The sequence below is a fragment of the Nocardioides silvaticus genome (genome assembly GCF_003160695.1).
Taxonomy (GTDB): domain Bacteria; phylum Actinomycetota; class Actinomycetes; order Propionibacteriales; family Nocardioidaceae; genus Nocardioides; species Nocardioides silvaticus.
The window spans coordinates 277885-298318 of the sequence record NZ_QGDD01000004.1 but is presented as its reverse complement, the minus strand read 5'-3'; the positions used below and the strand labels follow the sequence as shown (position 1 = coordinate 298318).

Sequence of the window (20434 nt, the reverse complement as noted above, 5' to 3'; positions counted from 1 at the left end):
CTCCATCGGTCTGACTGTTCAGTCAGTCAGCGATGCTAGGATCCGGCGCGTGAGGCGTCAAGCGTCGCCGTCCGCGCTGTCGGGCGACCACCTCCAGGCCCTGTTCGCGCCCCGCGCGGTCGCGGTCATCGGTGCCAGCGACGACTCCGCGAAGTGGGGGAACATCCTCGCGCAGCGGGCCCTCGCCTCGGGCGACGGTCGTGCGGTGCTGCTGGTCAACCATCGGGGCGGGACGGTGCTCGGCGAGCCGGTACACGTGTCCGCGGTCGCCGGTGCGAGGGCACTCGACGTCCGCGTCGACCTGGCCGTCGTGTGCGTCCCCGCGCACGGCTTCGTCGCCTCGGTGGCCGACGCGGTGTCGGCCGGCGCGCGGGCGATCGTCGGGATCACCGCAGGGCTCTCCGAGACCGGCGCCGAGGGTGCCCGGGTGGAGACGGAGGCGGTCGCGGTCGCGCGCGAGGCGGGCGCGGTGCTGGTCGGGCCCAACTGCCTGGGCATCGTGGACACCTCGACCGACCTGCAGCTGGCGCACGCTGCCCTGCCGGCCGGTGACGTCGCGGTGCTCAGTCAGAGCGGCAACCTGGTGCTCGACCTCGCCAGCCTGCTGGCCGACCGCGGGCTCGGCATCTCGCGCTTCGTGTCGCTCGGCAACCAGGCGGACCTCGGCGTCGTCGAGCTGCTGCACGCGTGCGCCGACCACGAGGCCACCCGGGCCGTGGCCGTCTATGCCGAGGACGTCGTCGAAGGGCGGAGGTTCCTCGCCGCCGCCCGGGCGCTGCGGACGGCGGGGAAGCCGCTGGTGCTGCTGGCGCCCGGACGCAGCGAGGCGGCGGTGCGGAGCGCCGCATCCCACACCGGGTCGTTGACCAGCTCGTCGATGGTGGTCGACGCCGCCTGCGCCGCGGTCGGCGCCCACCGCGTCGACCACCCGACCCAGATGGCCGACCTCCTGCTCGCCCTGCGCCAACCGCGGCGGATGTCCGGGCGGCGGGCGGCCGTGCTGACCGACGGGGGTGGGCACGGCGCGGTCGGCGCGGACGCGCTGTCGGCGGTCGGGCTGTCCACCCCCGTGCTCACCGGTCCGGTGACCGAGGAGCTGCGGTCCGCGCTCTGGGCATCGGCGACCGTCACCAACCCCGTCGACCTCGCGGGTGCGGGGGAGCAGGACGTCCTGAGCTACGTGCGCGGAGTGCAGGTCCTGCTCGCCTCCGACCAGGTCGACGGCGTGCTGCTGACGGGCTTCTTCGGTGGCTACTCGGCCGGGCAGTCCGACCTCGCCGCCCCCGAGCTCGCCGCGGCCGGCCTGATGGCCGACGCGGTGGTGGCGCAGCACAAGCCCCTGGTCGTCCAGACGATCTATCCCGACAGCCCGGCTGCGGTCGTGCTGAGCGCCGCCGGGATCCCGGTGCACCGCGACATCGACCGCGCCTGCACCGTGCTGGCCGGGTTGGTGGAGCCGGATCCGTCGCCGGCAGGCCTCGGGGGAGAGCTGCCGGACCCGGCGGCACCCGCCACCGACACGTCGTACGACGGGGCCCGGGCGCTGTTCGCCGACGCCGGGATCGCCTTCCCCGCGGCGGTGTCGGTCACCGACGTCGCGGGTCTGGAGGCTGCACTCGACCGACTTCGCTTCCCGCTCGTGCTCAAGGCCACCGGCCGGCTGCACAAGTCGGAGGACGGCGGCGTCGTCCTCGGCCTCGCCGACCGAGCAGCCGTGCGCGCGGCGTATGACGACCTGGTGGCGCGGCTGGCCCCGCCGACCGTCACCGTCGAGGAGATGGCCGACGTCCGAGACGGCGTCGAGCTGATCGTGGGCAGCGTCCGCGACCCGAAGTTCGGCCCGGTGGTGATGGTCGGTCTCGGCGGGGTCTTCGCCGAGGTGCTCGCCGACACCGCCTGCGCGATCGCCCCGGTGTCGGTCGCGGCAGCCAGGCAGCTGCTCCTCTCGCTCCAGGGAGCGCCGCTGCTGCTGGGAGCCCGCGGCCGGACGCCGGTCGACCTCGACGCCTTGGCCGAGGTGGTCGCCCGGGTGGCGGGCCTCGCCGCGGCGCACCCCGAGCTCGTCGAGCTCGAGCTCAACCCTGTGCTCGCCGGCCCGTCCGGTGCGCTGGCCCTCGACGCCCGGCTCGTCCTCGGCTGAGCGCGGTCAGCCGATCGTGACGTCGTGCAGTACGGGGGAATCTGGGGGTGCACGACGTTAAGGTTCACCATGACTGCCGCTGGCCGTTTTCCGCCAGCGAACGAATATCAGCGTCGCCGGGAGTCCAGTTGTCGATATTGGCTCGACGTAGCCCGCAAGTCACCGCGTTAGGTCGATGATGCCGCGATTGCTGTCGCGGTTACCGCCATCGCTCCACGCCCTCGCCGCCGGCGTGTTGGTAGCACTGTCCGTGTTCAGCGCTGTTGGGGCGGTCATCTTCTTCGTGATCTTTTGGCAGACGACGGAGACCGTGGGCCCAGCCTGGTGGAACGTGAGACGAGAGGTCCCGTTCAGCGAGAGGCGTCCGTTCCTGCTGGCCGGTATCGGTGCCACGGTGGCATGCGCGACGCTTCTTGCTGTCATCGCGGAACTTGTCCCGTCGCTCAGGCGTCAATGCCAAGTAGCTCGGCAGCGGCGCCGCGACGCGGCGGAAGCTCGGCGAATCTGGGAACTATCACCTGAGGGCCGCGCGTATCGAGTAGCGCAGGCAACAGCGGCGCAGCAGCGCAGCGCGATGAAGGCTGCTCTACGCGCGAATCGAGCGGCGACGAAGGCTGCACTCATCCGAGAGCGAGCGGCTGCGAAGGCACGTCGTGCCTGGGAGCAATCGACCGAGGGTCAAGCCACGATGGCTTACGAGCGCGGCGACCAGTTCTTCTCGATTGAACTCACCGTGGATGGCGACTTGGCGGACCATCTCAACGCCGTGGTGAACGCCGGCTGGCGCCAGCAGAGCTTTGGACGGCGACATGAGAGGACGTCGAGCAGTCGGCCGTTGTATGACGGGACCCACGAGGTCAGGCGCGAGACCGTCGAGTACCGGACCTACCTGTTTCGCCGCGCCGAATGAGGTGGATTGATCGTCAGATGGTCTCGACGTCCCTCAGGTACCGCTGGTCGAACTCGTAGACCCAGCCGTCCTTGGCCGGGAAGACCCCGTGCTCGAACGCGCGCGAGGTGACGCCGTGCTGCACCCGCTCGCAGGCCTCGTTGTCCTGCCGGGTGACCCGCTCGTTGAACTCGACGACGGGCGACGGATCGAAGGCGGGGTCGGCGAGCGCCTCCGGGCTGAAGAGGTACTCGGTCACCAGCCGGCAGCTCTGGGGCCCGGTGGGGAACACCGCGGTGGCCAGGCAGCTCGACCCGTCGACGTCGAGAAACATGGTCGGGTAGACCAGGGCCCCGAAGTACGACGCCGCGTCGCCCGCGTTCTCGAACCCGGGCAGTAGCGGCAGCCTGAGTCGCGGATCGTCGACGATCGCGGTCCGCCCGTCGGCCAGGGACACGCCGCCGTCCGACCGCCCCTCCTCGAAGATGTCACCCTTCTTGTAGGCCGGGACGACGGCGACCAGCTCGGGGTGGATGGTCGGGCAGTGGAGGCACTCGTTGTAGTTCTCGATGACGACCTTCCAGTTCGCCCGGACCTCGTTGACGGTGACCTTGGCGATCCGAAGGTCGGCGAGGCCGTACTTCGCCAGAGCGAGCGGCTCGTCCTGCTGGTCGGCGAGGTGGTCGAGCAGCGGGATCGGCTCGTCGCGCGAGAGGTTGACGAAGACGAACCCCTCCCAGACATCGACGTGCACCGGCCACAGCGACGTCGAGGGACGGTCGATCTCGTCCTTCTCGATCATCGGCGTGGTCACCAGCGTGCCATCGAGGGCGTAGCCCCACGCGTGGTAGGGGCAGCGCAGATGAGTCCGAACCTCGCCCCGCTCGTCGTCGCAGATCCGGGAGCCGCGGTGCCGGCAGACGTTGTAGAAGGCGCGGATCCGTTCGTCCTTGCCCCGCACCACCAGGATGCTCTCGTCGGCGATCTCGACCCGCAACCAGGCTCCCGGCTTCGCGACCCGTTCGGCGCGACCGACGTAGATCCAGTTGCGGTAGAACACCCGCTCGGTGTCGAGGGCGTAGGTCTCCGCGGAGTGGTAGGCCGCACCGGGAAGGGTCTGACGGACGTCCGTTGCCATTCACTAACTGTACGGTCAGTCAGTTGCGCTTGTCACGAGTCGTTGTGCGCAGGGCATCATGACGTCGTGCCTGACGACGTCGACCCGCGCTACTCCTTGGCCAACGAGCGCACCTTCCTGGCCTGGGTGCGCACCGCGCTGGGTCTGCTCGCGGCCGCCGCCGCCATCGTGGCGATCGACCTCCCGTGGCCGGACCCCGCGGTCCGCGTCATCGCCGGTCTGCTCGCACTCACCGGGGGCGGGGCGGCGATCCTGGCGTGGGCCCGGTGGCGTCGGGTGGAGGACGCGATCGCCGCCGGAGCGCCCGTCCCCCAGCCGCGTTCCCACCTGCTGGTGGCGCTCGCGGTCGCGGCCGTCGCCGGCGCGGTGGTCGTGCTCATCCTCGTGGCCTGAACGCGGGCTCTGCGCATCTGGTCGCCGGCATCCGGCATCGGGCATGCTGGGGCCCTGCCGGGGACGGAGGGAACCGATGCCGATCATCACCCGTGGATTTCGTGGCCACCGGTCGGGCGACGACGAACGGTTGCCGCCGGGGCAGTACCTCACCCACGACTTCCCGGTGCTGTCGACGGGTCCGACGCCACTGATCCCACCCGAGGAGTGGTCGTTCACGGTGACCACCGAGACCGGCGTCCGCCACGAGTGGTCCTGGACGGACCTGATGACCCTGCCCGCCGAGGAGGTCACCGTCGACCTTCATTGCGTCACGAGGTGGTCGAAGCTCGACACCGCCTGGCGCGGAGTGTCGCTCGACGTGTTGCTGGAGGACGTGGAGACGGTCGCCGACTATGCACTCGTCCACAGCCACGGCGGCTACACCACCAACCTCCCCCTCGAGGACCTGCTGGACGGGCAGGCCTGGGTTGCCTTCGAGTACGACGGCGACGCGCTCACCTCCGAGCACGGGGGTCCGGCGCGGCTGCTGGTGCCTCACCTGTACCTCTGGAAGTCGGCCAAGTGGGTCCGCGGCATCGACCTGCTGCTCGAGGACGACCCTGGTTTCTGGGAACAGCTGGGCTACCACGAGTACGGCGACCCGTGGCGCGAGCAGCGGTACCAGGGCGACTGATGGTGCGGAGCGCCTGGCGGCCGGCTGCCCTGGTGGATCGGCGGCCGGAGACGGCAACGGCCACCACTCTCGTCCTCCAAGCTCAGGACTGGCCCGGCCACCTCCCCGGCCAGCACGTCGACGTCCGGCTGACTGCGGAGGACGGGTACCAAGCATCGAGAAGCTACTCGATCGCTGCACCCACGGACGGTGACCGCATCGAGGTCACCGTGCAGCGGCTCGAGAACGGGGAAGTCTCCCCGTTCCTGGCGGACGACCTCGCCGTCGACGACGAGGTCGAGCTCCGCGGGCCCCTCGGTGGCTGGTTCGTCTGGCGGCCCGAGCAACGGGAACCCGTGCTCCTGGTCGCCGGAGGGTCCGGGATCGTGCCGCTGATGTCGATGATCCGGGTCAGGGCCGGCACGAGCCGTGCGCCCTTCCGGTTGATCTACTCCGTGCGCTCGCCCGCCGACCGGATCTACGCTGCGGAGCTCCGTCGGCGGTCGGCTGAGGACGGCGGCCTCGACGTCGCCTGGGTCCACACCCGGGTGGCGCCCGAGAACGACCCGCGGCCGCCCGGCCGGCTGACCCCCGACGACCTCGCGGCCCACGGCTGGCCACCCGACTTCGAGCCGACCGTCTACGTCTGCGGGCCGACCGGGTTCGTCGAGTCGGTCGCCGCCATGCTGCTGGCGACGGGCCACGACGCGACGCGGATCCGCACCGAGCGATTCGGCGGCGCCTGAGCGCACCACGAGGAAGAAGGAGCCGAGATGACGGCGACGTACGACGGGAACATGCTGGCCGGACCGCTGTCCGATGTCTTCGCGGTCGAGGTGACGACGGCGACGGCCTGCTGCGGCGGATGCGGTCGCAACTCCACCGTCGCAGAGCTCGCGGTCTATGGTCCGGGTCCGGGACTCGTCGCCCGCTGCCCGGGCTGTGACGACGTCCTGCTGCGCGTGACGAGGACAGCGGACTCGATCTGGCTCGACCTCGCGGGGATGGCAAGCCTGCGTCTGCCTGCAGCCGGAGGATGAGCTGACGCGCCAGCGTTGCGCGACGTCAGCATCGCGTCGATGGCCGCCGCCGTCCCGTCGTGCTGCGAACCGGGCTTACGACTGATCCGCCGAGCTCCTCGATTGTTTCGCGGAGCTCGTCCAGGTGGTTGTCGCAGAGCTCCCTTGGCGTGACGTCGTACTTCCGGCAGAGCTCGGCCGCGGCTGCCGTCGCGATGGCGTGCTGGCCACCGTTGCCCATGAACTTGGTCACGGACCCGGCGATGTGGGTCACACTGATGTGTTTGCCGGCCATCATCAGGTTGTCGAGGTCGATCGAGTACAGGCACCGGAAGGGCACCGCGAAGGGCTTGCCGTCGCGGGTGTCCCACGTCCAGTCCCGGAGCCGGAAGTCGTACCTCTCGTGACCCGGATGGTGCAAGCAGAACGCGCCGGAGTTCCACACGACCGTGTCATCGAACCTGCGGTGCTCCCGGATGTCGTTCTCGGTCAGCACGTAGGCACCCTTGTAGCGCCGGAACTCGCCCTGCCCCGGCACGAACGCGACCCAGTCGAGGGCGAGGTTCGCATGGGTCTCCGGTTCGAGCGTCTTGACGTTGGAGAACGTGCCGTACACCGCCCGTAAGAGGTGGTCACGGATGTGCTCGGCCTCGGTGTACGGGTCGAGGTCATGGCCGTACTCCCAGAAGTGGGTCAACGGTTGGAGCATGCGGCGTCGGACGGATGGGTCAGGAATTCGGGCAGGTCCGGCGACCGGGCCCGCGACATTGTCGACGCCAGGGCGTTCAAGCTGACCGCCCAGGTTGGCGTAGTCATGGGCGACCTCGACTGCCCACGGAACGTCGGGGAACTCCGAGAGGTGGTCTCGCTCCCGGGTCCTGAAGAACAAGGTGTTTCCGTGGTGCGACTCGACACGCTCGTCTGGTGCCAGTGGTTCGCCGTACTCGGCGCGGTTCTCGTAGCCGAACATGGTCTCGGCGCCGGCGAGCAGGCCGAGGATCGCGGTCCCGGTGCAGTCGATGAACATCTCGGCGCGGAATCGGCTCTCGCGCCCGGAGCGGGCCTCCCGGGCGTCGACCGAGACGATGCGGTCACCCACACGCAGGACGTCGAAGACCTGGTGTTCGAGGAACACCGACACGGTCGGCTCTGCTCGCAGGAGATCGAGAGCGGCGAGATCGCCGTCCTCCGAGCGCGCGGACAGTGCCTTGATGAGGGGGCCGGTCTCTCCCCGGGGGGTCAGGCCGATCTCGGTGCTCGCGTTGCCACCCAGGACGGGGCGATTGTGGATGAGGGCAACGGTCAGGCCGAGACGACCTGCGGCGAGCGCGGCCGCAGAGCCCGTCACGCCACCGCCGGTGACCACCAGATCGAAGGATCCGCCGTCCACCAGATGGTCGGGGAGTCCGCGGAGCCGGCGCCTCCAGGCCCGGCTGTCCGGGTCGGCTCCGTTAGGTGGCTCGTCGTCGTTGGTGGTCAGGTAGATGGCGTCACAGCGACCGTCGAAGCCGGTCAGGTCGGTGAGCGTGATCCCGGCCCGGCCCACGCCCAGGTCGATCCGGCCGGCGTCCTCCCAGCCCCAATCACCACCGCCAGCGCCGAACTCAATCGGCAGCCGCTGACCGTTGACAGAGACGGCGAAGCGACCGGGATGGTGGGTGGGCACCCAATCCTTGGAACGCACCCATACTCGATAGGAGCCGGCCCGCTCGACGTCGATCGTCGTGGTGGCATCGGCCACGGGGACACCAAGGCCGTGGGCGAGAAGGTATGGCGACCCCATCTCCGTCTCGAACTGGGAGTCCAGCGTCCACCCGCCGAAGTCGTCGAACTCCTCAGCCTCGACGAGGATGTGATGCCCCGCTGCCGCGGGCTGAATTCGTGGCATCCGGCTCTCGGTTGCGTCGGTCACGAAGCAGTCTCACGCGCCCGCGGTCAGCGGTGCGGTCATCGAGGTTCCTCGCACCAGCTCGCGCTTGAGGATCTTCCCGGTGGCGGTCATCGGCAGGCTGTCGACGAACTCGACGAGACGCGGGTACTTGTACGACGCCATCTGCGCCTTCGCCCAGGCGATGAGCTCCTCCTCGGTGAGGCGGGACCCGGGCTGGAGGATGACGAAGGCCTTGACCTGCTCGCCGTGGCTCTCGTGGGGGACACCGACGACTGCCGTCAGGCTGATGTCGGGATGCGTCAGGAGAACCTCTTCGATCTCACGCGGGTAGACGTTGAAGCCGCCCCTGATGATCAGGTCCTTGGACCGGTCGACGATGTAGTAGTAGCCCTCATCGTCTCGTCGCGCGAGGTCGCCGCTGCGGAACCAGCCCTCGTTGTCGATGACCTCGGCGGTCGCGTCCGGGCGCTTGTAGTAACCCTTCATCACGTTGTGGCCCCTGATGGCGATCTCGCCGATCGCGTCGGGGGACCACTCGATCTCGGCCCAGGAGTCGGGTGCGATGAGCTTCATCTCGACCCCGGGGATGGGCCTGCCGATGGAGCCGGGACGCGGCGGCTCGCCGTACGGTGCGAACGAGGCGACGGGGGAGGTCTCGGAGAGGCCGTAGCCCTCGGCGATCGACACGCCCAAGCGCTGCTCGACCTCCCGGTGTACCTCGACGGGTAGTGCGGACCCGCCGGCGACCGTCATGCGCAGGTTCTTCGCCAGCGCCTGCACGTCGGTGTCCTCTCGGAGCGCACCGAGCAGCCCCCAGTACATCGTCGGTACCCCGGCGAAGAACGTCACCGACTCCTTGAGCATGGCGTCGATCGCGGCGGCTGGTTCGAAGCGCGGCAGCATCACCACGGTGCCGCCGAAGGCGAAGCCGGCATTTTGGATGACGGTCTGGCCGAAGGAGTGGAAGAGCGGCAGCACGCACAGGTAGGTGTCCGGCCGACCTGCGTCGCAGCCGAACAACTCCCTGCTGACCAGCGCGTTGTCGCGCATGTTGCGGTGGCGCAGCTCGGCGCCCTTCGGCTGGCCGGTGGTGCCGGAGGTGTAGAGGATGACCGCGGTGTCGTTGGCATCGGTCGCCACCGTCGCGAAGGTCGTCGGCAGGCCCGCCACGGCCTGGCCGAGTGTCTCGACCCCGTCCATCTGCGAGGGCGCGCCCGGATCGACCGTGACGAGGAAGAGCTCCGTGCAGGCGTCTGCTTGGTCGAAGCCGGCCTTCGCCTCGGCGCCGATCGGCAGTTCTCCCCTGCCTTCGAAGGCGAACAGCGCCTTCGCGTCAGAGTCAGCAAGGTGGTAGGCGACCTCGCGTCCCTTGAGCAGCACGTTGAGAGGCACGACGACGGCACCGGCCTTGAGGATGCCGTAGTAGACGATCGGGAAGTACGGCAGGTTCGGGCACATCAGGGCGACCTTGTCGCCGCGCTCGATCCCGCGCTGCACGAGCAGGTTCGCCACCTGGTTGGCCGCGGCGTCCACCTGCGCGTAGGTCAGCCGGGTCGGGCCGAGCACGACGGCATCGCGGTCGGGGTAGGCGCGGACGGAGTCCTCGAGCAGGGAGGCAAGGTTCAGCATGGTGATCCTCAGGCTTGTTCGTTGGTTCGGTCTTCACGGACGGTCGACGAAGATGTCGTACTCGAGCTCACCCGTCCCGCCGTAGGGCGACAGATCGGTGACCCCGGCATCGCGGAGCACCTCGACGTCCAGGAACGTGTTGCCGGTGCACTCGCTTGCCGGCCTTTCGAGGATGGCGACGGCGGCATCGGCCACGATCTCGGGTGAACGGGACCTGCTCAGAGCAGCATCGCCGCCGAGGATGTTCTTCACCGCGTCAGTGGCGATGTAGGTCTGCGGCCACAGGGAGTTGGCGGCCACGCCGTCCGCGGCGTACTCCGCCGCCCATCCCATCGTCAGCAGCGTCATTCCGTACTTGGCCATCGTGTACGCCGGGTGCGCGCCCAGCCAGGCGGGGGACAGGTTGAGGGGTGGGCTGAGCGAGAGGATGTGCGGGTTGGCCCCCTTGCGCAGGTGCGGGAGCGCCTTGCCGGTGAGCAGGTAGGTGCCGCGGAGCTGGATCGCGGTCATCAGGTCGAATCGCTTCATCGGCAGCGTCTCGGTGCCGTCGACGGCGAGCGCTGAGGCGTTGTTGACGACGATGTCGATGCCGCCGAACCGGTCCACGGCCAGCGCGACGGCGTCCTCGACCGACGCCTCGTCGCGGACGTCGCCGACGACGGGAAGGGCGCCCGCCGGCTGCCTCGATCTCGGCGGCGGCGGTGTGGATGGTCCCGGACAGACGCGGGTGCGGGGTGTCGGTCTTCGCCAGCAGGACGACGTTCGCGCCGCGGCGGGCGGCCGCGACCGCGATGGCCAGGCCGATCCCGCGGCTGCCGCCCGACATGAGGAGGGTGCGGCCGGAGAGGCTCATCCGGTGATCTCCTTGCCGAAGATGTTGCGCGCCACGACCCACTTGAGGATCTCGTTGGCGCCTTCGTAGATCTCGCCGATCTTGCTGTCGCGGTAGATCGCCTCGACCGGTCCGGGGGTGCTGTCGGCGCTGAGCTCGCGGGCGAAGCCGAGTCCGCCGAACACCTGGATGGCGTCGCGCGCCATGTCGACCGCCAGGCGACTGCCATAGAACTTCGACATCGATGCCTCCGGCTCGGGGAACACCTCGCCGGCGTCGCGGCGCAGCGCCGCCTTGAGGTAGAGGCTTCGGGCGTTCTCGATCTCCGTCGCCCGCTCGGCCATCAGGAACTGCCAGTGCTGGTTGGCGGCCAGCTTCCTCCCAACGCCTCCCGAGTCGACAGGTGCCCGACGGCGTGGTCGAACGCCGCCTGCGCCATGCCGACGCCGGCCGCCGCGATGCCGATCCGCCCGAGGGTCAGCGTGGCCAGCGCGTGGCGGAGGCCCTGCCCCGGCTCGCCGCCGAGGAGTGCGTCGTCGTACAGCTCGACGTCCTCGAACCAGACGTCGGCCGTGAGTTGGCCGCGGTTGCCCATCTTCTGGTCCGGCTCGCCGACGCGCACGCCGGGGAGGGTGGGTGTCCACGATGAACATGGACAGCCGATCCTCAGTGCGGGCCAGCGTGGCGATGAAGCCGGCGACCGGGGAGTTCGAGATCCAGCGCTTGTGGCCGTTGAGGACCCAGGCGTCGCCGTGCCGTACGGCGACCGTCTGCACCGCCTGCGGACTCAGGTCGGAGGAGGCGAGCGGCTCGGTGGTGGCGAACGCCCCCACCATGGTGCCCTCGGCGACCGGCCGCAGCCACCGTTGCTGCTGGGCCTCGGTGCCGTGGGTCAGCGCGTTGCCGGCGAGGATGCAGTGGACGTCGAAGACGGCGGCGACGGAGCTCGAGTAGTAGGCCAGCTCCTCGATCGCGACCGCGGTGGCGGTGACCGTGTGGGCCAGGCCCTCGCCGCCCACCTCGGCGGCGAACGGCACCCGGAACAGGCCGGCCGCGGCGAGCCCGTCGAAGACCTCGCGCGGGAACCCCTCGACGCGCTCGTCGCCGTTGGCGATCTGGCGCGCGGCCGGGGCCACCACGTCGGTGGCGATCTTGCGCGTCCGCTCCCGGACGTCGAGGGTCTCGGTGGGGGAGAGCAGGTCGTGGTAGAGCCGGTCGGCCTGGCGGACGGGGTGCTGCGCGGGGGTCATGGTCGCCTTTCGGGCTGCTGATGGGGCAGGGTGGACGGTCAAGCAGGGGCAGGCTCGCCAGCACCCGCCGGGCGGCCAGCTCGCCGGAGGCGGCGGCATCGGCGAGGGAGGGCATGTCGAGGGCGTAGTCGCCCGCGAGGTGGACCGGCCCCAGGCTCTGCTGGAGGGTCTCGAGCGACGCACGACCGCCAGGTCCCCAGAACGGCACGACGCGCGGGTGGCGTCGGAGGATGCCGGCGTCGACCTTGCCCTCGAGCTCCGGATAGACCTCGAACAGGTCGGCGGTGAATCGCGCGATGATCTCCTCGTCGCTGAGCTCGAAGAGCCGGTCGGCCTCGGCACCACCCGCGAAGCAGGCCAGCGCACCGCCGGGCCGGCGCACGTTCCCACGGCGTACGGCGGCGGCGTGGTTGAAGATCGCCTGGAACGAGCGCCCCGGGGTCGAGACGGCGAGGAAGTCGTCCCAGCGCTGCGGCTCGCCCTCCTCGTGGGTGAAGAAGCCCACCACCACGTAGCGGCCGTAGTGGATCGACTCGAAAGCCGTGCGGTACGCCGGCGGCAGCCCCGGCATGATCTTCAGGGCCACGTCGGCGGGGACGGCGACGACGGCCCGGCGGGCCTCGATCCGGGCAGGCCCCGCGGCGTCCTGGTAGTCGACGACGACGCCGTCGTCGGTCCACTCGACCGAGCTCACCGGCGAGCTGAGCCGGATCCTCTCCCCGAGGTCCTCGGCCAGGATGTCGGTGAGCGTCTGGTTGCCGCCCTGCGGCAGCGTCAGGTTCGGCCTTCTCGGGGTCGGTCAGCAGGATGCCCATGGAGAAGACGAACTGCCGCGCGGCGGTCTCTTCGGGCTCGCAGCCCATCCACTGCCCCGACCACGACCGGACCATCTCGTGCGTCAGCTCGGACGAGACGCCCTCGAGCACGAAGTCCGCACGCCGGCGGTCGAGCTTGGCGCGGACCCGGTTGGCCCACCGGTTGGTCTCACCCATCTCCAGGAACGGCACGTTCGCGAGGATCCGGGCGCCGACCAGGGCGAGTCCGTAGCGGTCGCGCCACGTCATCTTCGACTTGAACATGAGGGCGAACGGGTTCGAGGTGTCGACGTGCTTTCCACCGAGTGCGAGGGCGACCGACTTGCCCTCGAGGGTGCCGAGCGGCACCCGGTGCCGGTGCAACGCATCGATGAGCGGGCCGGTGCCCTCGGTGAACTGGGTGCCGACGTTGATCCAGTAGTCGCCCCGGCGAACGGTGTCGACCCGGCCGCCCGCGCGGTCGCTCGCCTCGAGCACGACCACGTCGCGGCCGGCGAGGGTGGTGGCCGCCGTCAGGCCGGCCATGCCGGCTCCGATGACGACGACCTCGTGGGTCTCCTCGCGGACGTGGGGGGTGGGTGTGGTGGCCATGCTCAGCTCGCCTTCGTGACGGTGTGGTCGGCGCGGTCGAGCGCAGCGGAGACCGAGGCGACGAGTCGCTCGGTCGCCTGCCGGCAGCTCGGGCTGACCGCGGTGTAGGAGATGTAGCCGTGGACCTGGCCTGCCTCGCGCGTGACCTCGACGGGCACGCCGGCCTCGAGGAGGGCGGTGGCGTAGGCCGTGCCGTCGTCGTGGAGCGGGTCGAAGCCCGCCAGGTTGACGATCGCGGGCGGCAGGCCCTCCAGCGAGGTCGCCCGGAGCGGCGAGACGCGGGGGTCCGCCTTGTCGGTGCCCTCCGGAAGGTAGTTGTCGATGAACCAGGCGATCTGCTTGGCCGACAGCGCCGGAGAGCCCGCGAACTCATCCTGGGAGGGGCGGTGTTCCACAAGATCGGTGACCGGCTGGATGAGCACCTGCAGCATCGGCTTCACTTGCTCGTCCCGCAGCTGCTGGCACAGTACGGCGGCGATGTTGCCCCCGGCGCTCTCGCCCGCGACGACGATGCGCTGCGGGTCGACCCCCCACTCAGCGGCGTGCTCCACGACGTACCGCCAGGCGACGACCGCGTCGTCCTGGGCGGCCGGGAACGGATCCTCCGGCGCCACGCGGTACTCGACCGAGACGACGTCGGCCCCGGTGCCGTGCGCGAGCATGCGCGCGGGTGCGGTGTAGCTGGCCCGGCTGCCGATGACGAAGCCGCCACCGTGGAAGAAGAGGATCAGCCCGCGCGACGGGGTGCCGTTGCTGCAGCGGGTGAGCTGGACCTCTGGCGAGACCTCGATCTCTTCCTCGACGGCGCAGGCCCCGATACGCGATGCGAACAGGAGCAGGTCATGCTCGGTCGTGGCCCGCGCCTCGGCGGGTGGCAGGTCGCTGTAGTCGGGACCCGGCTCACTGAGCTTCATCAGCAGCGCGACATCCGGGGCCATGGTGTCGCCGGCTCTGTTGACCGGCGGCTTCGCCAGCAGCCGCTGCAGGCCCGCGGGCAGGCGGCTCAGAAGGACCAGCAGGGTCCGCTGCAGGCGCTGGGCGACCGTGAAGCGCGGCTCGCTCATGATGCTGCCTCCACGCTGGCCACGTGCGGGGCCTCGGCGGCTCGATTCGAGAACTTGATGTCGTCGTGGATGAGCCGTCCCTTGAAGAGCCGGTTGTCCCTGACGAACGTCGTGTGCATCTGCCACGGCAGGCCGGTGCCCTGGCGCGGGAGCTTGTCCTTCGCCCGCTGCATGTAGCCGGACGAGAGGTCGAAGAGGTCCGTGGTGGGCATGCCTTCCGGCGCGACGGGCAGTGCGGTGTCGAAGCCCTTGCGGTCCATCTCGCGGATCACCTCGGCAACGAGGCGGGTCACATTGGGGATGCGCAGGGTCCAGGTCGCCTTCGTGAAGCCGAGCATCATGGCCCAGTTGGGGACGCCGGAGATCAGGGCGCCGCGGTAGAGCACCGAGTCGGCGACGTTGACCAGGGTCCCGTCCACGGTCGGCTTGATGCCGCCGAGCATCTGCAGGGCGAGGCCGGTGGCGGTGACGATGAGGTCGGCCTCGAGGTGCTGGCCGGACTTCAACAAGATGCCGTCCTTGGTGATCCGCTCGATCTGGTCGGTCACCACGTCGGCACTCCCCTCGCGGATCGCCTGGAAGAAGTCGCCGTCCGGGGTGGCGCACAGGCGCTGGTCCCAGGGGTTGTACGGCGGCGAGAAGTGGGCGTCGACGTCGAAGCCCTTGGGCAGCTCCTTGGCCGTCATGCTGCGGACGAGCCAGCGCCCGAACCTGGGGAACCGGCTCATGACCGTGACGAGGAAGTGGTCGCGCCAGATGTTCTTGCGGCGCGTCAGGGCGTAGCCGCGCTCGACGCCGAAGACCTTCATGAGCGCGTGGGCGACCTTGTCCACCCGGGGGATGGATGCGATGTAGCTCGGGGTCCGCTGCAGCATGGTGACGTGGGCTGCCGCGCTGTCGCCCTTGACCATCGCGGGGAGCATGGTCACGGCGGTCGCGCCGCTGCCGATGATCACGACGCGCTTGCTGCTGTAGTCGTAGTCCTCGGGCCAGTTCTGCGGGTGCAGGATGTCGCCCTGGAAGTCCTCACGACCCTCGAACCGCGGCTCGTAGCCCTCGTCGTAGCGGTAGTAGCCGGTGCTGCTGAAGACGAATCTGGTGCGAATGGTCTTGTGGGTCTCGTTGCCGGCCTCGTCGATTGCGGTGACCTGCAGCGTCCACTCCGCGCGCTCGCTGGACCAGTCGGCGGCGGTCACCCTGTGCCGCAGGCGCAGGATCTCGTCGAGTCCGAACTCGGTCATGGTCTCGTGCAGGTAGTCCATGATCAGGTGGCCCTCGGCGATCGCGTCCTCGTGCAGCCACGGCTTGAAGGCGAAGCCGTAGTGGTGCACGGCGTCGTCGGACCGGATGCCCGGGTACTTGAACAGGTCCCAGGTGCCTCCGATCGAAGCTCGGGCCTCCAGCAGCAGGATTCTCTTGTCGGGGAACTCATCTGTCAGGTACTTCGCCGCGCCGATGCCCGAGAGCCCGGCGCCGATGACGACGATGTCGGCGGTCTCGGTGGTCGTCTCGTGCTTCATCGCTGCGTCCTTCGAGTTAGTCATCTGATTGTGTCGGATGACTAAGTTTGTGGCAGTGATCACGCGCCGTCAAGGGGGAGCCGATTGCGAGCTGCGTGCCGGGTGGGGATTTGCGGCGTGTGGTTGACAAGAAGTGGTCCGCGTCCCACCATCATGGTCAAACGATCGAGTCATGTGACTAAGAAGATCGACGATGGCGGACCAGTCCGGAGGACCAGCAATGACCGAGAGCACGACGATCGAGGCGCCGCCCCCGCCTCTGGAGGTGACCCGCATTCTCGTCGAGGAGGACGCCACCCCCGTGGTGCGCCTGATCGGGTGCACGCTGCGCGACGCGGCGGCCGTCGCACGCGACGGCGGCGACGAACTGGTGGCCGGGTTCCTCGGCACCGTGGCGGTCCGATCGCACGACACCCCGCAGGCAGCCACGGTCACGCTCGCTGGCGACGTGGTCGAGGTGACGAGCGGTGTCTTCCTGGAGCCGACTGCGTCGGTCGTGGTCGACCTCAACGCCCGGTTTGCGCCCACGGAGGAGCCGACGGGGGACGCCGAGCTGGCGGCCGCGCTGCTCGGTGCGCTCCGGCGCCCGATGGCCCCGTGGCGGGATGCGGCCGCGCGGTTCTGGGCGGCCACTCGCGAGATCCCGGGCATCCCGGACGTCCTGGTCGTCGAAGCCACCGGACCCGACGGTTCAGAGCGCGGCCGCTTCGGCGAGGGCGCGACGACGTACGGGATTGCCGGGCCCGCCGACCTCCTCTCCGGCGTCTTCAGTGGCGCCGACGACTTCCTCGTCGCACTGGCCGCCGGCCTGCAGGTCGACGGCACCCTCTCCCAGCTGTCGGTGATGACGGCTGCCTCCTGGAGGGTCCGCTTCGATGTCTGAGCTCACCCGGCCCCGGCGCGCCGTCCGCCTCGAGGCCACCAACCACGAGGGCAGCCTCCTGGGCAAGAACGTGTCGCCCACGAAGTTCCGGGTCGGGAAGGACAGCGGGTTCGCGTTCGCCGACATCCTGTTCGCGATCGACCTCAACAACGAGATCGTGCTCGGCGATGCGTTTCCCGACTGGCGCGGCAACATCTACGACATCCAGATGGTCCCCGACATGGCCACCCTGGTGGAGTGGAGGCCCGGCCTGGACTCGGTCATCGGTGACTACTGGCTCAAGGACGGCACGCCCGTCCCGATTTGTCCCCGCAACCTCGTGCGCAAGCTGGTTGCCCGCCTCGCTGAGCGCGGGTACGACGCCACGGTCGCCGTCGAGATCGAGGCGACGCTGTTCGAGGAGTCCGTCCAGGAGGCCCGGGAGCGCGGCTACCGGGACCTCACGCCGCTCGGTGGCAGCGCCGGGGCGACGTACCACCTGGCGCGGTCGAGCGACTGGGTCGTCTACATGGACGCCGTCGTCGAGCGGCTCGACCAGATCGGCATCACCTGGGAGGCGTGGACTGACGAGGCGGCGCCCGGGCAGACCGAGCTCAACCTCGCCCCGACCGACCCGGTCCGGCTCGGAGACAGTTGGGCACGCACCCGGCAGATCATGCGCGAGGTCGCCTTCGAGCTGGGCCACACGGTGTCGTTCATGGCCAAGCCCACAGCCGGCTTCGGCCAGGGCGCGCACATCAACATCTCCCTCAACAGCGACAGCGTGAACCGGTTCTTCGCCGGTGAGGGCCCTTCGGACCTCATGAAGCACGCGGTCGGGGGACTGCTGGCCACCATGGCCGGAGCGACCTCCATCGTGATGCCGCAGATCACCTCCTACCGCCGGCTCGTCGACCTCACCGGCCCGCCGACCACCATCAGCTGGGGAGTGAACAACAAGACTGCCGCGGTCCGCGCGATCACCGGACACCCGAAGTACTCACGCCTGGAGTACCGACTGCCCGGAGCCGACGTGAACCCGTACTTCGCGATCGCCGCCGTGCTGGCCGGCGTGCTGGCCGGCATCGAGCGGCAGATCGAGCCGCCGGAGCAGGTCACCGACATGGCCTGGTGCCTGCCAGCGAGCTCCGGTGTGTCCCGGATCCCCGACACCATGTCGAAGGCCGGCGCCGCTCTCGACGCCGACCCGCTGCTGCGGGAGTACCTCGGCGACGAGTTCGTCGACTTCTGGGTCGCGTCGCGTCGGTGGGAGTGGATGGAGTTCCACACCAAGGGCGGCGACCCGTTCGCCGAGCTCTCCGCGTGGGAGTCCCAGCGCTACTTCGAGTTCCCGTGAGCGCGCCCAGACAGACCGTACGGCGGCCGTTGATCGGAATCACCGGCCGTCGCCTCCGCCTGTCCCTGATCGAGGGCTCCGACGAGCGGTACGGTGACCGGTGCATCGACACGTCGATGTCGGACTTCGCGACGCGGGTCGCCGAGGCCGGCGGCCTTCCGGTGCACCTGTCCTACGACACCGACCCGGAAGGCGTCTGCGCCTGGCTCGCCGGAGTCGTGATCACCGGGGGACAGGACGTGCATCCGGCGTACTGGGGCGGCGACACCTCCGTGGTCCGGGGCATCGACCCGAGAACGGACCCGATGGTGCACGACCCCGAGCGCGACGCGTACGAGATCGCCCTCGTCCGGGCAGCCCAGGAGCGGGGGATCCCCGTGCTGGGTGTGTGTCGCGGGATGCAGGTCCTCAACGTCGCCCTCGGCGGCACGCTCGTCCCCGACCTCGCGCCCGGGTCCGTGAGCCACCTGTCGCCCGAGACGGCACCGACAGACGGCACTGTCGACCACCTCGTCTCATTCGAGGCCGGATCCGTCGCCGCGAGCCTGTTCGACGGCGACGTCGTCACCAACTCCTGGCACCACCAGGCCGTCGACCGCTGCGGGGCCGGGGTGGTCGTCACCGGCCGCACTTCCGACGGCGTCGTCGAGGTGATCGAGGTGCTCGGCCAGCCGGTCCTCGGCGTGCAGTGGCACCCGGAGTGGATGAAGAGCACCGACCCCACGCTCACCTGGGTCGTCCGCGAGGCGGCCCAGCTACTGCAGAGGAGTGAGCCGTGAACACCCAGCTGACCGACCTGGCGCGCCGGCCGGCGGTCCCCGCGGACCTGGCGGGAGACGAGCCGACGGTCCCGACCCTGACCGGACTGCTGGCGGAGCGCGCCCGAGACGCAGGTGATCGTGAGTTCCTGCGCTTCGGTGAATGTTCCTGGTCCTTCGCCGAGATCGACGAGTGGACCTCCCGCCTCGCCCACCGGATGCGTGAGCTCGACGGTGTCCGCGCCGGCGACCGGGTCGCGATCATGCTGACGAACGTCGTGCACTGGCCCGTCGTGTGGCTCGCGACGCTGAAGGCCGGCGGCGTCGCCGTACCGGTCAACTGCGGCTACCAGCGCGCCGACCTCGCCTTCGTCCTGAGCGACTCGGGTGCACGGGTCGTCTTCACCGACGCGGAACGCGCCGACCTGGTGGCCGATGTCGTGGCGGGGGAGGAGCTGGGCGAGGTGCGCGTCGTGGACGTCGCGGACGACGGCTCCGAGGGCTTCCCCGTGACGCCGCCCGCCGTCGATGTCGCGGCCGACACCCTCGCCAACCTCCAGTACACCTCGGGCACGACCGGCTTCCCCAAGGCGTGCATGCTCACCCACGGCTACTGGGTCCGGCTGGGCTGGATCTGCGCGGCGACCACCGGCCTGGGCCTCGACGACGTGCTGCTGACCTCGCAGCCGTTCTCCTACATGGACCCGCAGTGGAACACCGCGCTGGCACTCACCGTGGCCGCGCCGCTCGTCGTCCTGCCGCGCTTCTCCGCCTCCACCTTCATGGCCGACGTACGAGACCACCGCGCCACCTTCTTCTACGTGCTCGGGTCGATGCCGACGCTGCTGTTCAAGCAGCCGGCCTCCCCGGAGGACCGTGACAACGACCTGCGCATGGTGCTCTGCTCGGGCATCCCGGTGGCGCTCCACGCCCAGCTCCAAGAGAGGTGGGGTGCGCCCTGGCGCGAGGTCTACGGCATGACCGAGTCGGGGATCGACCTGTTCAGCCCGTTCGACGACGCCGACGCGGTCGGCAGTGGCAGCCTGGGCCACCCGGTGCCCACCAAACAGGTGCGGGTCGCCGATCCCGCCGATCCGCAGGTCGAGGTGCCCGACGGGGAGGCCGGCGAGCTGGTCGTCGCCGGCGTGCCGATGATGAGCGGCTATTGGAACCGCCCCGACGCGACGGCCGGCGTGCTGCGCGACGGTCGGCTGCACACCGGCGACCTGGTGGTCCGTCGACCGGACGGCGGCATCCAGCTGGTCGGCCGGATCAAGGACATGGTCCGTCGCGGTGGGGAGAACGTCGCCTGTGCCGAGGTCGAGGCCGCCCTGGAGCGGGACGACCGGGTCGTCGCGGCGGCCGTCGTGGCCGTGCCCGACGACCTGCTGGGCGAGGAGGTCAAGGCCTTCGTCCAGCTCCGCGACGGCGTGCCCGCGAGCCGGGACACGGCGCAGCAGCTGCTCGAGCGTGCTGGCGCGCAGCTCGCGCGGTTCAAGGTGCCCCGCTACGTCGAGTTCGTCGCCGACTTCCCCCGCACGGCCTCAGAGCGGGTGTCGAAGCCCGCCCTCAAGACCCGGGCTTCCGAGCAGCCGGGGGCCACCTACGACTTCGCCCGACCGAGGAGCTGA

The 20434-nt window shown here is 70.0% G+C and carries 17 protein-coding genes and 2 pseudogenes; 10 read left to right on the top strand and 9 right to left on the bottom strand.

Annotated features, from left to right (window positions below; all coding sequences use genetic code 11):
- The first annotated feature begins 49 nt into the window (after window positions 1–49).
- On the top strand, window positions 50–2140 hold the full coding sequence (locus DJ010_RS11330; RefSeq protein WP_211318749.1) for an acetate--CoA ligase family protein: 2091 nt from the start codon (window positions 50–52) through the stop codon (window positions 2138–2140).
- A 250-nt stretch (window positions 2141–2390) separates the two neighbouring features.
- Window positions 2391–3050: a hypothetical protein gene (locus tag DJ010_RS21810; RefSeq protein ID WP_146207325.1), complete on the top strand. Its 660-nt coding sequence runs from the start codon at window positions 2391–2393 to the stop codon at window positions 3048–3050.
- A gap of 13 nt (window positions 3051–3063) precedes the next feature.
- On the opposite strand, the gene DJ010_RS11320 is transcribed toward DJ010_RS21810, so the two are convergent.
- The gene (locus tag DJ010_RS11320) at window positions 3064–4167 is read right to left on the bottom strand and encodes an aromatic ring-hydroxylating oxygenase subunit alpha (protein ID WP_109693767.1); all 1104 of its coding nucleotides are present in this window, start codon (window positions 4165–4167) and stop codon (window positions 3064–3066) included.
- Between the two features lie 66 nt (window positions 4168–4233).
- Between DJ010_RS11320 and DJ010_RS11315 the strand changes: the two genes are divergently transcribed.
- From DJ010_RS11315 to DJ010_RS11300, 4 genes are all read left to right on the top strand, one after another.
- Window positions 4234–4560: a YidH family protein gene (locus DJ010_RS11315; RefSeq protein ID WP_211318748.1), complete on the top strand. Its 327-nt coding sequence runs from the start codon at window positions 4234–4236 to the stop codon at window positions 4558–4560.
- Between the two features lie 76 nt (window positions 4561–4636).
- On the top strand, window positions 4637–5236 hold the full coding sequence (locus DJ010_RS11310) for a sulfite oxidase-like oxidoreductase (RefSeq protein ID WP_109693765.1): 600 nt from the start codon (window positions 4637–4639) through the stop codon (window positions 5234–5236).
- A complete protein-coding gene (locus DJ010_RS11305; protein ID WP_109693764.1) occupies window positions 5236–5961 on the top strand; it encodes a ferredoxin reductase in 726 nt (241 codons plus the stop codon). The genes DJ010_RS11310 and DJ010_RS11305 overlap by 1 nt, the downstream gene beginning before the upstream one ends.
- A gap of 27 nt (window positions 5962–5988) precedes the next feature.
- Window positions 5989–6255 (top strand): DUF6510 family protein, encoded by a 267-nt coding sequence (locus DJ010_RS11300; protein ID WP_109693763.1) that lies wholly within the window; start codon window positions 5989–5991, stop codon window positions 6253–6255.
- A gap of 25 nt (window positions 6256–6280) precedes the next feature.
- Here the strand turns inward: DJ010_RS11300 and DJ010_RS11295 are convergent, their stop codons facing one another.
- The 8 genes and pseudogenes from DJ010_RS11295 to DJ010_RS11265 form a co-directional block, all read right to left on the bottom strand.
- On the bottom strand, window positions 6281–8146 hold the full coding sequence (locus DJ010_RS11295) for an FAD-dependent oxidoreductase (RefSeq protein WP_211318747.1): 1866 nt from the start codon (window positions 8144–8146) through the stop codon (window positions 6281–6283).
- A 9-nt stretch (window positions 8147–8155) separates the two neighbouring features.
- On the bottom strand, window positions 8156–9754 hold the full coding sequence (locus DJ010_RS11290; protein ID WP_109693762.1) for a long-chain-fatty-acid--CoA ligase: 1599 nt from the start codon (window positions 9752–9754) through the stop codon (window positions 8156–8158).
- A 33-nt stretch (window positions 9755–9787) separates the two neighbouring features.
- Window positions 9788–10366 (bottom strand): SDR family oxidoreductase, encoded by a 579-nt coding sequence (locus DJ010_RS11285; RefSeq protein WP_245927469.1) that lies wholly within the window; start codon window positions 10364–10366, stop codon window positions 9788–9790.
- A 237-nt stretch (window positions 10367–10603) separates the two neighbouring features.
- Window positions 10604–11836, bottom strand: coding sequence for an acyl-CoA dehydrogenase family protein (locus DJ010_RS23060; protein ID WP_211318746.1), 1233 nt, complete (start codon window positions 11834–11836; stop codon window positions 10604–10606).
- 118 nt (window positions 11837–11954) lie between these two features.
- Window positions 11955–12572: pseudogene (locus tag DJ010_RS23035) on the bottom strand (FAD-dependent oxidoreductase); the annotation flags it as partial.
- Between the two features lie 508 nt (window positions 12573–13080).
- Window positions 13081–13176: pseudogene (locus tag DJ010_RS22675) on the bottom strand (FAD-dependent oxidoreductase); the annotation flags it as partial.
- Window positions 13177–13244: 68 nt separating this feature from the next.
- Entirely contained in the window at window positions 13245–14306 is a 1062-nt protein-coding gene (locus tag DJ010_RS11270) for an alpha/beta hydrolase (RefSeq protein WP_109693761.1), read from the bottom strand.
- Complete coding sequence (locus tag DJ010_RS11265) at window positions 14303–15826, bottom strand: flavin-containing monooxygenase (protein ID WP_109693760.1); 1524 nt, start codon at window positions 15824–15826, stop codon at window positions 14303–14305. Before DJ010_RS11265 ends, DJ010_RS11270 begins: the two co-directional genes overlap by 4 nt.
- A 220-nt stretch (window positions 15827–16046) precedes the next feature.
- Here DJ010_RS11265 and DJ010_RS11260 point away from each other — a divergent pair, with 220 nt between their 5' ends.
- Genes DJ010_RS11260 through DJ010_RS11245 form a run of 4 tightly spaced genes read left to right on the top strand, consistent with a single transcriptional unit; the run spans window position 16047 to window position 20434 of the window.
- Complete coding sequence (locus DJ010_RS11260) at window positions 16047–16709, top strand: hypothetical protein (RefSeq protein WP_109693759.1); 663 nt, start codon at window positions 16047–16049, stop codon at window positions 16707–16709.
- Entirely contained in the window at window positions 16702–18045 is a 1344-nt protein-coding gene (locus DJ010_RS11255) for a glutamine synthetase family protein (RefSeq protein WP_109693758.1), read from the top strand. The genes DJ010_RS11260 and DJ010_RS11255 overlap by 8 nt, the downstream gene beginning before the upstream one ends.
- Window positions 18042–18824: a gamma-glutamyl-gamma-aminobutyrate hydrolase family protein gene (locus DJ010_RS11250; protein ID WP_109693757.1), complete on the top strand. Its 783-nt coding sequence runs from the start codon at window positions 18042–18044 to the stop codon at window positions 18822–18824. Before DJ010_RS11255 ends, DJ010_RS11250 begins: the two co-directional genes overlap by 4 nt.
- Window positions 18821–20434: a class I adenylate-forming enzyme family protein gene (locus tag DJ010_RS11245; protein WP_109693756.1), complete on the top strand. Its 1614-nt coding sequence runs from the start codon at window positions 18821–18823 to the stop codon at window positions 20432–20434. Before DJ010_RS11250 ends, DJ010_RS11245 begins: the two co-directional genes overlap by 4 nt.